General features: G+C 34.3%; 15 protein-coding genes. 9 read left to right on the forward strand and 6 right to left on the reverse strand.

Translation table 11 applies throughout. From position 1 onward, the window contains the following. Positions 1-399 carry an acyl-CoA thioesterase gene (locus CJ739_RS00005; protein ID WP_117171966.1) on the reverse strand — a complete coding sequence of 133 codons (399 nt, stop codon included), beginning with the start codon at positions 397-399 and terminating at the stop codon, positions 1-3. A gap of 184 nt (positions 400-583) precedes the next feature. On the opposite strand from CJ739_RS00005, the gene dnaA reads away from it, so the two are divergent. The 4 genes from dnaA to CJ739_RS00025 all read left to right on the forward strand — a co-directional run bounded on the left by dnaA (position 584) and on the right by CJ739_RS00025 (position 4,663). Further along, positions 584-2,011 (forward strand): chromosomal replication initiator protein DnaA, encoded by a 1,428-nt coding sequence (gene dnaA, locus CJ739_RS00010; protein WP_117171967.1) that lies wholly within the window; start codon positions 584-586, stop codon positions 2,009-2,011. 11 nt (positions 2,012-2,022) lie between these two features. Next, positions 2,023-2,478, forward strand: coding sequence for a low molecular weight protein-tyrosine-phosphatase (locus CJ739_RS00015; protein WP_117171968.1), 456 nt, complete (start codon positions 2,023-2,025; stop codon positions 2,476-2,478). A gap of 65 nt (positions 2,479-2,543) precedes the next feature. Then, on the forward strand, positions 2,544-3,950 hold the full coding sequence (locus tag CJ739_RS00020; RefSeq protein WP_117171969.1) for a PQQ-dependent sugar dehydrogenase: 1,407 nt from the start codon (positions 2,544-2,546) through the stop codon (positions 3,948-3,950). Further along, positions 3,950-4,663 (forward strand): SAM-dependent methyltransferase, encoded by a 714-nt coding sequence (locus tag CJ739_RS00025; protein WP_117171970.1) that lies wholly within the window; start codon positions 3,950-3,952, stop codon positions 4,661-4,663. Before CJ739_RS00020 ends, CJ739_RS00025 begins: the two co-directional genes overlap by 1 nt. Positions 4,664-4,754: 91 nt before the next feature. On the opposite strand, the gene CJ739_RS00030 is transcribed toward CJ739_RS00025, so the two are convergent. The 5 genes from CJ739_RS00030 to dapF form a co-directional block, all read right to left on the reverse strand. Further along, positions 4,755-5,414, reverse strand: coding sequence for a peptidoglycan-binding protein LysM (locus CJ739_RS00030; protein WP_117171971.1), 660 nt, complete (start codon positions 5,412-5,414; stop codon positions 4,755-4,757). Positions 5,415-5,525: 111 nt separating this feature from the next. After that, a complete protein-coding gene (locus tag CJ739_RS00035) occupies positions 5,526-6,437 on the reverse strand; it encodes a DUF2279 domain-containing protein (protein WP_236951571.1) in 912 nt (303 codons plus the stop codon). After that, positions 6,437-7,480: an endolytic transglycosylase MltG gene (gene mltG, locus CJ739_RS00040; protein ID WP_117171972.1), complete on the reverse strand. Its 1,044-nt coding sequence runs from the start codon at positions 7,478-7,480 to the stop codon at positions 6,437-6,439. Before mltG ends, CJ739_RS00035 begins: the two co-directional genes overlap by 1 nt. Beyond that, positions 7,481-8,005 (reverse strand): GNAT family N-acetyltransferase, encoded by a 525-nt coding sequence (locus CJ739_RS00045; RefSeq protein ID WP_117171973.1) that lies wholly within the window; start codon positions 8,003-8,005, stop codon positions 7,481-7,483. Then, a complete protein-coding gene (gene dapF / locus CJ739_RS00050; RefSeq protein WP_117171974.1) occupies positions 8,002-8,775 on the reverse strand; it encodes a diaminopimelate epimerase in 774 nt (257 codons plus the stop codon). The genes CJ739_RS00045 and dapF overlap by 4 nt, the downstream gene beginning before the upstream one ends. Before the next feature lie 409 nt (positions 8,776-9,184). Between dapF and CJ739_RS00055 the strand changes: the two genes are divergently transcribed. The 5 genes from CJ739_RS00055 to rplS all read left to right on the forward strand — a co-directional run bounded on the left by CJ739_RS00055 (position 9,185) and on the right by rplS (position 14,691). Then, a complete protein-coding gene (locus tag CJ739_RS00055) occupies positions 9,185-10,582 on the forward strand; it encodes a trypsin-like peptidase domain-containing protein (protein ID WP_117171976.1) in 1,398 nt (465 codons plus the stop codon). Positions 10,583-10,717: 135 nt separating this feature from the next. Next, complete coding sequence (locus CJ739_RS00060) at positions 10,718-12,166, forward strand: glyceraldehyde-3-phosphate dehydrogenase (protein WP_117171978.1); 1,449 nt, start codon at positions 10,718-10,720, stop codon at positions 12,164-12,166. A gap of 354 nt (positions 12,167-12,520) precedes the next feature. After that, on the forward strand, positions 12,521-13,153 hold the full coding sequence (locus CJ739_RS00065; RefSeq protein WP_117171979.1) for a tRNA (guanine-N1)-methyltransferase: 633 nt from the start codon (positions 12,521-12,523) through the stop codon (positions 13,151-13,153). Positions 13,154-13,514: 361 nt separating this feature from the next. Then, positions 13,515-14,192: a tRNA (guanosine(37)-N1)-methyltransferase TrmD gene (trmD, locus tag CJ739_RS00070; protein ID WP_117171980.1), complete on the forward strand. Its 678-nt coding sequence runs from the start codon at positions 13,515-13,517 to the stop codon at positions 14,190-14,192. Between the two features lie 148 nt (positions 14,193-14,340). Further along, entirely contained in the window at positions 14,341-14,691 is a 351-nt protein-coding gene (gene rplS / locus CJ739_RS00075; protein WP_117178635.1) for a 50S ribosomal protein L19, read from the forward strand. The last annotated feature ends 242 nt before the right edge of the window (positions 14,692-14,933 follow it).

The raw sequence follows: 14,933 nt of genomic DNA on the forward strand, positions 1-14,933 counted from the left end.
CTATTTCGTAATAGCATCCAAAATATACTGAGGCGCTTTTATTGGTCGGTTTGTTTTCATATCTATAAACACTAATGTTGTATGAGCTGTTGTCAAAATATCCCCCATCTCATTAGTAATTTCATACTCAAATTCTATCCTTGCCGTTGGCATGTTTTTTAGTTGAGTTTTTACATTAATTACATCATCATAACCTGCTGATTTTTTATAGTTTATATTCAAAGAAACTACGGGCAGCATCACCCCATTTTTTTCCATACTTTTATAAGAAATCCCTAATTTCCTAAGCCATTCAATACGCCCCATTTCAAGATATAATGCGTAATTTCCGTGATGCACAACACCCATTTGGTCGGTTTCACCATATCTCACTCTTATTTGTATTTCGTCGATTTTCATAAGGTTTATTAAATATTTTTTTGTAGCTTCGGCAAGAGGTTAAACATGGGGAAAAAATTCTAGAAATTCAATACTAATTCATTTTTTTTTTAAGAATTTTGTTCACATATTTGCCAAACCAAAAGGGGGCTAATATTATTAGTTTTATCTCACAAACCTAACGAACAAAACCAGAAGAATAAAAATGAGTGTAACTGCGCAAACGGTATGGAATAGTTGTCTAGAATTCATAAAGGATAATATCCAACCGCAAGCATACAAAACTTGGTTTGAACCTATTGTAGCGGTTAAACTTACAGACAATGCGTTAAGCATACAAGTACCTAGTAAATTTTTTTATGAGTGGCTTGAAGAACACTACGTAAAAATCCTTAAAGTATCTCTTACAAAAGAATTAGGCGAAAAAGCCAAACTTGTTTACATTATTAAAATGGAAAACACGTATGGCAACAAACAGCCTTTTACAGAAAAAATTCCGAGTTCAAACAGGAGTGCCATGAAATCCCAGGAAGTTGATGTTCCTCTTAACAATAAAAGCCCCGAATTACGAAATCCATTTGTAATACCAGGCATTAGAAATGTAAAGATAGAATCGCAACTTAATCCAAACTATAGTTTTGAAAATTTTTTAGAAGGCGATTCTAACCGTTTGGCACGTAGTGCAGGGTTAGCCGTGGCCTCAAAACCTGGTGGCACATCTTTCAACCCGTTACTTATTTTTGGCGGCGTTGGTTTAGGAAAAACCCATTTAGCACATGCTATTGGTGTAGACATTAAAGACAAATACCCAGAGAAAACAGTTCTATACATTTCTGCGGAAAAATTTACGCAACAATATATAGATTCTGTTAAGAAAAATAATAGAAATGATTTTATCCATTTCTATCAAATTATTGATGTATTGATTATTGACGACGTTCAATTCCTTTCAGGAAAAACGGGGACACAAGATGTATTCTTTCATATATTCAACCATTTACACCAAAACGGAAAACAGGTTATTTTAACAAGTGATAAAGCACCTGTTGATATGCAAGATATTGAGCAACGCTTGTTATCTCGTTTTAAATGGGGACTTTCGGCAGAACTACAAACACCCGATTTTGAAACCCGCGTTTCTATATTAAAAAACAAATTATATCGCGATGGCGTAGATATGCCCGACGATATTATTGAATATGTTGCCAAAAACATTAAATCGAATGTGCGTGAATTGGAAGGTGCTATTATTTCGTTAATTGCGCAATCATCTTTCAACAAAAAAGAGATTACCATCGATTTAGCGAGAATAATTGTTGAAAAGTTTGTAAAAAATACCAAACGCGAAGTATCCATTGATTACATCCAAAAAGTGGTGTCCGATTATTTCCAAATGGATATTGATACTTTACAATCTAAAACGAGAAAACGCCACATTGTACAAGCGCGTCAGTTAGCTATGTTTTTTGCTAAAAAGTTTACTAAAGCATCTTTGGCTAGTATTGGTTCCCAAATTGGAAAACGCGACCACGCCACTGTGTTACATGCTTGTAAAACAGTTGATAATTTATCTACAACAGACAAACAGTTTAGAAAATATGTTGAAGATATAACCAAAAAACTTTCAGTCTAAACTCAAATAAAATGACTAAGATTCTAATGGTATGTTTAGGCAATATTTGTCGTTCACCATTAGCTGAAGGCATTTTAAAGTCTAAACTTACAAGCGATTCGTTTTTTGTAGATTCCGCAGGTACTGGTGATTATCATATTGGTAAAAATCCTGACAGTCGATCTATAGCCATTGCTAGAAAACATGGTTTAGACATTTCAAATTTAAAAGGGCGCCAATTTAATGTGTCAGATTTTGATAAGTTTGACATTATTTATGTCATGGACGAATCTAACTACCGAAATGTTTTGTTACTTGCCAGAAACGAACAAGATAAAGCAAAAGTCAAGTTTATTTTAAATGAAATTCATCCGAACCAAAACTATAATGTTCCAGACCCTTACTTTGGTGGAAATGATGGTTTTGAAAATGTTTACCATATGCTAGATGAAGCATGTTCTGTTATAGCAACTAGGCTTCAAAATTAATATTCATAGTTTTCAAAAAGATTTTTTGTAACTTAGGCTATCGTAAACCCTTAAATATTAATAAGATGAAAAACTTAGCCTCGTTTCTAATCATCTGCACTGCATCTCTAATATCGGCCCAAAATATCGACATCGAATTAATCGCAAACGGATTTGATGCTCCTGTAAGTATTAAACATGCTAACGACAACAAATTATTTGTTGTTGAACGCAAAGGTGTCATCAAAATACTAAATGCTAATGGTACTGTAAATAGCACGGATTTTTTAGACATTAACAGCAAGGTTAGCGATTCTGGTGGCGAACGCGGGCTTTTAGGATTGGCTTTTCATCCAAATTATAATACCAACGGATATTTTTATGTAAATTATATAAACAATTCTGGTAACACGGTTATAGCAAGATATTCCAGAACGAATGAAACGACGGCAGATGCGACTTCCGAACTTATTTTACTTACTATAAATCAACCCGCTTCAAACCATAATGGTGGTGATATGAATTTTGGCCCCGATGGTTATTTATATATTGCCAGTGGCGATGGTGGTGGCTCAGGAGATCCAAATGATTATGCACAAAGTTTAGATACATTATTAGGTAAACTCCTTAGGATAGATGTTGATAACACAAGTAATGGAAACAACTACGCTATTCCTTCTACAAATCCATATTTAAATGATGGAAATACCAATACATTACCAGAAATTTGGGCTTATGGCTTAAGAAACCCTTGGCGGTTTTCTTTCGACAAAACGACTGACGATTTATGGATTGCCGATGTTGGACAAGGGACTTATGAAGAAATAAATATGGCTCCTTATACAACTTCAGGCTTAAATTATGGTTGGCGCTGTTATGAAGGTGCGAACCACCCATATAACACCAGTGATTGTCCACCAGAAAGTTCTACAACACGCCCCATTGCAGAGTATTCACACGATGGAGATGGTGCTTTTAAATGCTCCATCACTGGGGGTTTTCGTTACAGAGGTTCACTTTACCCAAGCTTAACAGGTCTTTATTTTTTTGCTGATTATTGTAGCGACGAAATTGGCGTGCTTACACCAAATGGTCCTAATTGGACTATGACCTTTCCACAACAATACAGCAACAAAGGTTGGACTACTTTTGGCGAAGATAATACTGGTGAACTTTACATTGCAGGTCTAGAATCCGGTGAGGTCTTTAAAATTGTGGATACGAGTTTAAATACTGAAGACCTTAATAAGCTGAATATTAGCATGTATCCAAACCCTACAAACAATCTTATAAATTTTAATGTATCCCAGCTTAAAAACCCTTTAGAATCTATTAAAATTTCCGATATTCACGGCAAGCAAATCAAGCTAACAACATCAATAAACAATCCATTAACAACCTTACACGTTAATAACTTGGCAGATGGTATTTATTTTATTGAGTTGGCAGATAGTAACGGCGTGAAAGAAATTAAAAAACTCATCAAATATTAATGGCAAATCCTTTAGGAAAATTATTCCTTATACCAACAACTTTAGGCGACAACGAACCTTTAGAAGTACTTCCGATTACAGTCAAGCAAGTTATTGAAGAAACCAATACATTTATTGTTGAAAATGATAAAACAGCGCGACATTTTATAAAACGAATTGCTTCAGAAAAATCCCAGTCTTCATTAAAGATGTTTCATTTAAACAAACACACCGATATTATGGATTTACCAAGTTTTTTAGAGCCTTGTTTAAATGGAATTAATATTGGTTTACTTTCTGAAGCTGGTTGCCCAGGCGTTGCAGACCCAGGTGCTGACATCGTAAAAATAGCCCATCAAAAAAACATAAAAGTAGTGCCATTAGTTGGTCCATCTTCTATTTTAATGGCGTTGATGAGTTCGGGTATGAACGGACAAAGTTTCGCTTTTAACGGCTATCTACCTATTGATAAAACCGAACGAAAAAATGAAATGAAACGATTAGAGCGTTTGTCTTTTGAACATAATCAATCTCAAATATTTATTGAAACACCTTACCGAAACAATAAAATGCTTGAAGATTTGAGCCATTATTTAGACCAAAACACGCAAATTTGTGTGGCCTGCGATATTACACTACCCACAGAGTTTATAAAAACACAGACTGCAAAAGAGTGGAAAAAAAATATCGTAGACCTACATAAAAGACCTACGATATTTATTATTCATATGTAAATATTATTTGTTTTTAATGGTCATATGCTATCGCTTTATTTTCATTGGTGTTTGGTATTTCCAAATCATGGCGATTTCATAAAAGCTAAAACTATATAGCTTTAGCTCTTTTATTAGCTTTAATAGATGACGTATCGTAACCTGAAAACTTTCTCATATAGTACTCGATGGTAGTACCATAACTGTCTTCAAAATTATCAATGCCATAGCTTCTTAAGTAGTTTTTCACACTACCGGCGCCCGCTAAATGGGCAGCTGCCAAAATACCGGATTCCGTAATTAAAATGCCATTAAGCTTTTTACCAACAAAATTCTTGATATCCCTTCGTAAAATCCATTTATTACGTTGCGTATTGGCTACAAATGCTTTTTCTTGAAGTGCAGGATTCTTTAAAAATAATGATGGGTTATGAATACCTATCAACTTTAAAGTACCTGTTCCAAATTGATACTTACCTAAATAACCTAATGTGTTAACTATAAAATAATTGCCTCTAGACTCTTTAAATGCTAAGGCTTCTTTAAATCCTACAAACGATTTTCCTAAAAATGGAGAAATTGGCTTGTTCACTTCATTTGACGCTAAAGCATTGTCGGTAATGCTATGGTCTTGGCTTACTGTATAATTTAATTCTAAGCCAGCTGTTGAATACTTACTTAAATCTATCGTTTCATTTGGTGAAAGCGATACGAACAATAGAATACATATTGTTAGAGTTAGGGTCAAGTAACTTGCAATACTTTTTCTCATAATTTTTAAATTTCTTCAGCAAAATCACATAGTAAAAATGCTTGAAAATTTGAGCGTGCAAAATTAGACTTTTTTTAAATTATATCAAAACTAATCGTTTAACTACTTTTTTTAATAGTAGAATAGATGAAATACACAGCCTTTTTTATTGAACTCTATAGTTGGAAAAGGTATTTTTATCATATTAAAAACGTCTAAAAAAGTTCTCAGCAACTTCGAGTTTGTTTCAATGTTACTCAAATTTACATCTAAACTTAAATAGAATTGACGTTGCCTATCTAAATTTGTTAACAACTGATTGTCAATATCTTTCGTGCCCGTTAACATACCGTCTGCCCCATATCCTACAGCAATATTTAACCATTTTGGCATATTTTTTTCTTTAAAAAACGAATACAAATTGGCACTTAACCAATAGGTTTGTCCGTTATAGTCTTTCAAAACCTGCTCAAAAAAGCCTTCTCCTAGCTTATCAGAACGTTGAGAAGCATATTTTGTTTGATGAAAAGAGAATTTTAAAGCGATGCGTTGTTCGTTCCAAAGCAATTCTTGACCAACATATAATCCTGTTCCCGATGCGTTTGCCAAAATATCACCCCAAGAAAAACCCCATTCTTGTGAATAGCCATCTAAAATTTCAACCGTTGTTAAAAAACCAAAACCTAAAGTAGCCCCATAAATTAACTGATCCTTTTTACTTACACCACTCCAATTTAATAACTGTGCACCATGTTTTCCCATTTGATAAGAAGTGAACATATGTCCCATTTTATCCATTTGGAGCCACTCTTTATTATCATTAATACCATGAAGTTTAGATTGTTCATAATCGGCATACCAAAGTTGATGCAATCCAACTAAAGCTATCCCTGCAAGTGACGTTTCTGTAATTACAACAGCATGTCTTCTAGATGTATTAAGTGTGTCGCTAGGCGTCAAAAAGGCGTCGAGTTTCGATTGTGAAAATGAAAACAATGGCAACAAAACAAAAAGCAACAGGTATTTTATTGCTGAATATGTCACTACCTATTTATTCCTTGTGAAGACAAATAACGTTGATATTCTCTAGCATTTACATTATGCTGAGATAAGGTTTTAGCAAATTTGTGAAATCCAAATCGTTTGGCATCAGCCGCAAAATAAAGGTATTGATGCTTTTCATAATTCAAAACCGCATCAATAGCCGAAATATCGGGCATCGCAATAAGTCCAGGGGGCAGCCCTAAATTTTTATACGTATTATAAGGCGATACGATGTCTTTATGTATATTCAAAACACGCTTAATAACGGTATCTTTATATTCCGGTAATTGATACGCAGCAAACTTTAGCGTAGGATCTGCTTGTAAAGGCATGCCAATTCTAATTCGGTTCATGTAAACACCTGCAATTCTTGGTTGTTCTGAAGCTTGCTTTGATTCTTCATAAACTATCGATGCAAGCGCAATCACTTGATCGCGTGTTAAACCTATGTCTTTGGCTTTTGCTTTTCTGGCATCTGTCCAAAAACGATTGTATTCTTTAAGCATGCGTTCTCTAAATTGCTCTGCCGAGGTATTCCAGAAAAACTCATAACTATTAGGAAGATACATACCTAAAGCGGTAGCATTGCTAAAACCATATTTTGATAAAAACAAGGTGTCTTTCATAGCATTAAGTAAAGACACGCTATCGGCTTCGATTTGAGAAGAAACACGTCCTGCCAATTTTTCAAGACTTTCCTGATTGTTAAAAGACAAGGTCATAGGCAGGTTTCTGCTTCTAATGGAGTTGATAATATCATTATTGTTCATGCCCTTTGTAATCGCAAAGCGTCCTGCTTTAATATTGCCTGCGTACTTTTTTTGTTTTGCAAGCACATCAAAAGTATTAATATCCTTCAATAAGGGTTCCAATTGTTGCCTGACATCATCGTAAGTTGCATTGGTGGGCACATAAACATAGGCCGTATCATTATTGAAGGCCGTATTGGAATCAATCATGACATTATAAACATAGTAAGCAAAATATGCCGCAATAGCTAACCCAATAAACACAATGGCCAGAAGTATCTTTTTTATGTACATTTAATTATTTATAAGCTGAAATATATACTCGTTTTTATAAGAACCGTTTACAAGGATCCAGTCCTTTTTTAATCCTATTTTTTTAAAACCTTGTTTGGTAAAAAGCTTGATACTTATATCATTTTCTTCTGAAACATTACAATATAACTGATGCAAACCTAAATGTGTAAAACTATAATTTATAAGTAATTTTAGAGCTTCACTACCAAAACCTTTAGCTCTATCGTTAAGTTCTTTTACTAAAATGCCAACACCGGCTCTACTATTTTTAAAATCGAAATCAAACAAGTCTATCATCCCCAATGCCACGTTATCATAACTCGATATAACCAAGCGTAATTGTTTTACTTCAAAAATATCTTTATGGGATTGTTTTAAATACTGTTTTATTAAAAATTTTGAATAGGGCGTAATGGTGTTGCTTATTTCCCAAACCGATTCGTCGTTTTCAATAGTATGAATAAACTCCAAATCTTCGGGTTCTAAAGCGCGTAAATAAATATGTTCTCCTTTTAAGGTCATCATATCGTTCCGCTAAAAACAAATGAAGCTGGCCCTATGAGCCACACATTTTTATAAATACCATTTTCCAAATCAAAACTCACCTGTAATTCGCCACCTTGAACTTTTAATGTAATCAGGTTTTCGTTAGTTTGCTTAAGTGCATGCATTGCCAATGCTACGGCAGTTACACCTGTGCCACAAGATAAGGTTTCGTCTTCCACCCCACGCTCGTATGTTCTAACAGCAAAAATTTGGTCGCTAATTTTCTTTACAAAATTAACATTACTACCTGCTTCGTTATACGGTGCACCGTAACGGATCGCTGCACCTTTGGTTTTAATATCGAAATTCTCTATTTGATCTTCAAACTGTACGTGGTGAGGTGACCCTGTATTTAAAAATACGTGGTTTTCATGTTTTTCTACCACATCAACATCAAGCATTTGAAGTTTTACAATACCATTATTAATAGTAGCATGGTGCAACCCATCAATGGCTTCAAAAACAGCTTTATCTTTAATAACACCCAGTTGATTTGCAAATGCCACCAAACAGCGTCCACCATTGCCACACATGGTACTTTCGTTTCCATCGGCATTGTAATACACCATTTTAAAATCTAAAGTAGGATGGTTTTCTAATAGAATTAAACCATCTGCTCCTATCCCAAAACGTCTGTCGCATAAAAATGCAATATGTTTGGTATCTTTTTTGTTGAACGTTTGTTGACGATTATCTATCATCACAAAATCGTTTCCTGTTCCTTGATATTTATAAAAAGTCTGTTGCATAATAAGGCACAAAGATAAAGAAGTCTTTTTACTTTTTACTGGCAAACTATAATTTCGGTTTTTAAAATGTTGTTTGTAGTATGTGCGTTAGGGATTACTCATACATTTTACTTTGATAAATTTGAAATCGTGAATGTTCCACATTTGCAGTGGAAAGCCCACAGCGAGGAACGAGCGAGGACTTGTAACGAAATATTTATATTCATGAGTTCCTCTAAAAAAATATTTAATTACGAATAAAAGCCCGACCCTTGTGGTAACGCCCAAATAAATTAGCGGATTTTATTGTTGTTAAAACGCCGTTAAAATCGGCGTTAAAAATCGTTAAAGTTGTAGTTGAATTTTAATAAATATGTAATTTTAATCGTTCTTAAAAAAATAAAACTTAAACTGAAAATTTATGAAGATTATGAAGAAGATATTATCATTAGTGTTGGTTTCGGCATTAGGCGGCGCTTTAACCCTTGGTACTTACAAAGTTTTTGTAGAACCAAAAAGTGAATTTGTTGTAACAGCACCAAATCCAAATCCTGTATTTTTACCCACTAGTAACGTAAACAATTTAGCTTATGAAACCCCAGATTTTACGGTTGCTGCCGAAAATGCTGTAAATGCGGTGGTACATGTTAAAAATATTTCGATTAGTAGTGGCCAATTAAGCTTGCAGGATTTATTTTCAGGAAGAACCACTCCACGTGCGCAAATGGGAACAGGTTCAGGCGTTATTATAAATGCCGACGGCTATATTATTACGAATAACCATGTTATTAATAATTCAGATGAATTATCGGTTACCTTAAATAATAACAAAACCTATAAAGCCGAAATTGTAGGATCGGATCCTAAAACAGATATTGCTCTTTTAAAAATTCAAGCCGATGAAGAATTGCCTTTTGTAACATTTGCAGATTCGGACCAAGCTAAAATTGGTGAATGGGTTTTGGCTGTAGGGAATCCATTTAACCTAACATCTACCGTTACGGCAGGCATTATTAGTGCAAAATCAAGAGATTTATCGGGTACTAGCTCACAATCGTTTATTCAAACCGATGCTGCTGTAAACCCAGGAAATTCGGGTGGCGCCCTTGTAAACGTTAGAGGAGAACTTATTGGTATTAACACTGCAATTTCGTCACAAACGGGCTCGTATATTGGATATTCGTTTGCTGTACCAAGTAACATTGCACGTCGTGTTATTGAAGATATTATGGAGTATGGTAATGTGCAAAACGGTATTTTAGGAGTCAACATACTCAATTCAAACTCAAAGGAAGCTTTGGAACTAGGTGTTAATGAAATTGAAGGTCTTTATATTGAAAGTGTTATTGAAGCCTCTGGTGCCGAAAAAGCTGGTGTAAAAAAAGGGGATATCATTAAAGAAATCGATGGTATCAAAGTATCGAAATTTGCTGATTTAACAGGTCATATTAATGCAAAACGTGTTAATGATGTTGTAAACTTAAAAGTATCAAGGGATGGTAATATAAAAACGATTGCTGTTACTTTAACCAAAAACGACACCTTTATATTACCACTGGTTGGTATGGTTAAAAATGCTAAGCGTGAAGATTTAAAGAAACTAAAAGCTCCTAACGGTGTTAAGATAACTGAGTTAAATGGAAAGTATGCCGATTATTGGAAAAATAATGGCGTTAAAGAAGGCGCCATCATCACTTCCATCAACAATATTAAAATCAATACTGTTGACGATGTCAAGGCAGCCATCGAAAATAAATCTTATTATGAGCCTTTACAAATAGAACTTATAAATTCTAACGGCGAAAAAGAACGTTATAACTTTAGATAAAAAAAGATTTACATACTTAAATAACCTCTTAGAAGAAATTTTTTAAGAGGTTATTTTTTTGTTAAAAAGGTCAACGAAAACGTTTGAGTTGTAGTATTTTTGCCGAAAATTCACAACAACTAAAACTATTTAAGCATGCCCATTAACAAAAATTATGAGAAAGAATTAGCTTTTCAAGCTGACCGTAGAAAAGCCACCGTAGAGTTTATAAAAATCGTGAACGACTTGTGGTACGATAAATCTATTGAGCTAGTCATTTTTAGAAATCAGTTAATTGACCGGAATGTGAGTCAAATTTTAAACTTGCACGAATATGCTGGTAAATTTGTACAAAAACCCATTTCTATTTTCGATTCTGTTGAAATTGCCCAAACTATAAAATCTATGGAAATTCCACCGGCAAAATTGGATATTGGCAAATTAACCTATGAATATCATTTAGAAGAAAATAATTACAATTCCACCAGAGGATTTATTTCCGAAAAATTAAAAGGTGCCAGTAAAGCTGAATATTTTAAACCTAAAAATGTTATACTTTATGGTTTTGGCAGAATTGGTAGATTAGTTGCCCGCGAATTAATGGCACGTACAGGTAAAGGTAGTCAGTTACGTTTAAGAGCCATTGTCATTCGGGGCCCTATTGATACCCAAATGCTTGAAAAAAGAGCTGCACTATTACGTAACGATTCTGTTCATAGCGATTTTTCTGGTTCCGTATCTATTGATGCACAAAACAATGCCTTAATAATTAATGGTACTACCGTAAACATTATTTCTGCAAATGCACCGGAAGAGATAGATTATACCAAATATGGCATCGACAATGCCTTAGTTATTGATAATACAGGTGCTTATAGAGACAAAACAAATTTAAGCAGGCATTTGAAATCCAAAGGTGTTGATAAGGTTTTACTAACAGCCCCCGGAAAAGAAGTGCCTAATATCGTGTATGGCGTTAATCATTTAGAAAACAACCCCGACACGCTTCATATCTTTTCGGCAGCTTCGTGTACCACCAATGCTATAACACCCGTTTTAAAAGTTATTGAAGATTCTTTTGGAATAAAAAGTGGGCATATAGAAACGATTCACGCCTATACAAACGACCAAAATTTAGTTGATAACCTTCATAGTAAATACCGTCGTGGGCGTGCTGCAGGTTTAAATATGGTTATTACCGAAACTGGCGCAGGTAGTGCTGTTGCAAAAGCATTGCCTAGCTTAACTGGCAAACTAACCTCTAATGCCATTCGTGTTCCTGTGCCAAATGGGTCGCTAGCGATTCTTAATTTAGAATTAAAAAACAAAACTTCTATTGATGGCATCAATACCACATTAAAAAAATATGCTTTAGAAGGTGATTTGGTTGAACAAATAAAATATGAATTAAGTGACGAATTGGTATCTACCGATATTGTTGGCTGTTCGGCTCCTGCCATTTATGATAGTAAAGCAACGATAATGCGTCCGGACGGCAAAAATGTGGTGCTCTATATTTGGTACGATAACGAATATGGCTATAGCCAACAAGTTATTAGACTTGCTAAATACATCGCCAAAGTAAGACGTTTTACTTACTATTAAATAAAAAATTTCTTGAAACAGACTATCCTTGAGGCAGAACCATAGAGGTATACTTCGACTAGGCTCAGTACAGGTTTCGCCTGTTTCATTTTGACCTCAGGGCCAAAAACCGAAATTTTGTATTTTACCTCACCCAGAACTGCCCAAAAAGGCAGTTCTGACCTCTCCAAAGGAGAGGTGAATTGGACACCCCGGCAGAGCCTTAGGGGAATTATTTAGATTTAAAAATCTAATTTACATTTTTCATCGTATATAATTTAGCCTCACATAGTGAGGCTTTTTGTTAAATTTAAACTGTTTATTGACATTATTTTTTAAATTAGTAAATTAAAAAAAACGAAAAACCATCCAAAAATGAATTTTACCAAATCTTTAACCTTACTAACCCTATTATTTTCATTAACAATTTTTGCCCAAACAAGTGATTCTGAGGACGACAAACTGTCTTTAAATAGTGGCACACTTGATAACCAATTTGATTATGTGATTACGAAATCAAATGGTTGGAGAGATGAACGCGGACAATCATACAAAGTTATTAAAGCTTTTTGGTTAACCGATTTAAAAGCACATGTGCTAGACTCATTACAAGCCATTCGAAAAGATTTAGTCGCTACCGGAATTACGGTAAAAGCCCAAGCACAAGAAATTGAAGATCTAAAAACCAGTCTTTCCAACACACAAAGCACGTTAGACAAAACCAAAAGTGAAAAAAACAGCATGTCGTTGTTTGGTGTCCAAATGAGCAAAGGTGGCTATAGTGGACTCATGTGGTCTATAATAGCCATATTATTAGCTTTACTTATTTTCTTTATTTATAAATTTAAAAACAGTCATGCTGTTACCAAAGAAGCCAAACGTGCACTTTCAGATGTTGAAGAAGAATTTGAAGAGCATCGTAAAACAGCTGTTGAACGTGAACAAAAAGTACGCCGCCAATTACAAGACGAAATAAATAAACAAAAAACAATTAAGGATAAGAAATAAGCATTGAAGCGGTTCAAACCACTTCATTATAAATAGTTTAGAATCTGCAAGAGCTTCTTGCAGATTTTTTTATTGCTATTACGGGAAACAAAGTGATTTTAAATAATTAATCTCATTGTTGTCTGATAAAACTTTTACAAATGCAAATATGCGTTTGAATATCAATTTGTTGTCATTTAATCATATGCTGTTTTCTTTATTCTATTTTCTTTTAGCGAAGCGATCTTGAATCTTTTATCGGGTACAAATGAATTAATCTCTACAATTTCGACACTATTACAGCCACATAAACAATCATCACAAAAGCCATATTCCTAAAATTCATTAATTCAATTATCTTTGCAATTCTTAATACAAAACCATGCGCATCGATATCATTACCGTTTTACCCGAATTACTTAAAAGTCCGTTTGAAGCCTCCATTTTAAAACGCGCTATTGAAGCCAATTTGGTGGAGGTTCATTTCCACAATTTACGAGATTATACTACCGACAGGTATAAATCAATTGACGATACCCAATTTGGCGGTGGCGCTGGCATGGTTATGATGGTAGAGCCTATAGACAAATGTATTTCGGCATTAAAAGCACAACGCCATTACGACGAAGTTATTTATATGACACCCGATGGTGAAACCTTAAAACAAGGTATTGCCAACCACTTATCGTTAAAAGAAAACATCATTATTTTATGCGGACATTATAAAGGCGTTGACCAACGTGTACGCGACCATTTTATAACCCGTGAAATTTCTATTGGCGACTACGTTTTGTCTGGCGGCGAATTAGCTGCTGCTGTACTTTGTGATACTATTATTAGATTAATACCTGGTGTTTTGGGCAATGAAACCTCTGCACTAACCGATTCGTTTCAAGATAATTTACTAGCACCCCCTATTTACACCAAACCCCGGGAATATAAAGGTTGGAAAGTACCTGAATTATTATTTAGTGGCAACTTCCCTGAAATTGAAAAATGGCGTGAAGAGCAAGCCTATTTGAGAACAAAAGAACGTAGACCCGATTTATTAGAAGATTAAGAGACTGTCTAAACACTTAATTTTTAAAAACTTTTAACTTTTAACTTTTAACTTTTAACTTTTTAGTTATCTTTGCACCCAATTTCGGGTTAACCTCTGGCGAGAATCGTGAATGTTGTTTCGAATTAATCAATTAAAATTTAAAGATATGGAATCTTTAGTAAAGTTTGTACAAGACGAATTTGTAGCAAAAAAAGACTTTCCAGAGTTTGGAGCTGGAGACACAATTACTGTATACTATGAAATTAGAGAGGGCGAAAAAGTACGTACCCAGTTTTTTAGAGGTGTAGTAATTCAAAGAAGAGGATCTGGTTCATCAGAAACTTTTACCATTAGAAAAATGTCTGGTACTATTGGTGTGGAGCGTATTTTCCCTGTTAATTTACCTGCATTGCAAAAAATTGAAGTTAATAAACGCGGTAAAGTGCGTAGAGCTAGAATCTACTACTTTAGAGGTCTTACTGGTAAAAAAGCCAGAATTAAAGAACGTAGACGTTAATAAAGTATTATTGCGAAAGCAAGCAAAAGCCCTGAAACTTCTCAGGGCTTTTTTTATTAACAAAAGTTAATAACTCCGGTTTATAAGTGGTTGATATATAAAATGTTAAATGTTTTGTTTTTTCGGGATATGTGTAGTATCTTAGCATATAAGAAACATAAATACAGTGTAAACTGGTTTCATCTGAAAAATGAATTTGATTTAGTTTCTTATAAGGTAACGTTCTTTATTTATTTGTAATT

The organism is Mariniflexile sp. TRM1-10, from assembly GCF_003425985.1.
In the GTDB taxonomy this organism is placed as follows: domain Bacteria; phylum Bacteroidota; class Bacteroidia; order Flavobacteriales; family Flavobacteriaceae; genus Mariniflexile.

Excerpts from the sequence above, each read along its gene's own strand:
- CJ739_RS00030 (WP_117171971.1), bottom strand. The coding sequence starts at position 5,414 with ATGAGAAAAAGTATTGCAAGTTACTTGACCCTAACTCTAACAATATGT.
- dnaA (WP_117171967.1), top strand. The coding sequence starts at position 584 with ATGAGTGTAACTGCGCAAACGGTATGGAATAGTTGTCTAGAATTCATA.
- CJ739_RS00045 (WP_117171973.1), bottom strand. The coding sequence starts at position 8,005 with ATGATGACCTTAAAAGGAGAACATATTTATTTACGCGCTTTAGAACCC.
- CJ739_RS00015 (WP_117171968.1), top strand. The coding sequence starts at position 2,023 with ATGACTAAGATTCTAATGGTATGTTTAGGCAATATTTGTCGTTCACCA.
- CJ739_RS00025 (WP_117171970.1), top strand. The coding sequence starts at position 3,950 with ATGGCAAATCCTTTAGGAAAATTATTCCTTATACCAACAACTTTAGGC.
- rplS (WP_117178635.1), top strand. The coding sequence starts at position 14,341 with ATGGAATCTTTAGTAAAGTTTGTACAAGACGAATTTGTAGCAAAAAAA.
- dapF (WP_117171974.1), bottom strand. The coding sequence starts at position 8,775 with ATGCAACAGACTTTTTATAAATATCAAGGAACAGGAAACGATTTTGTG.
- CJ739_RS00020 (WP_117171969.1), top strand. The coding sequence starts at position 2,544 with ATGAAAAACTTAGCCTCGTTTCTAATCATCTGCACTGCATCTCTAATA.
- trmD (WP_117171980.1), top strand. The coding sequence starts at position 13,515 with ATGCGCATCGATATCATTACCGTTTTACCCGAATTACTTAAAAGTCCG.
- CJ739_RS00065 (WP_117171979.1), top strand. The coding sequence starts at position 12,521 with ATGAATTTTACCAAATCTTTAACCTTACTAACCCTATTATTTTCATTA.
- CJ739_RS00005 (WP_117171966.1), bottom strand. The coding sequence starts at position 399 with ATGAAAATCGACGAAATACAAATAAGAGTGAGATATGGTGAAACCGAC.
- CJ739_RS00055 (WP_117171976.1), top strand. The coding sequence starts at position 9,185 with ATGAAGAAGATATTATCATTAGTGTTGGTTTCGGCATTAGGCGGCGCT.
- mltG (WP_117171972.1), bottom strand. The coding sequence starts at position 7,480 with ATGTACATAAAAAAGATACTTCTGGCCATTGTGTTTATTGGGTTAGCT.
- CJ739_RS00060 (WP_117171978.1), top strand. The coding sequence starts at position 10,718 with ATGCCCATTAACAAAAATTATGAGAAAGAATTAGCTTTTCAAGCTGAC.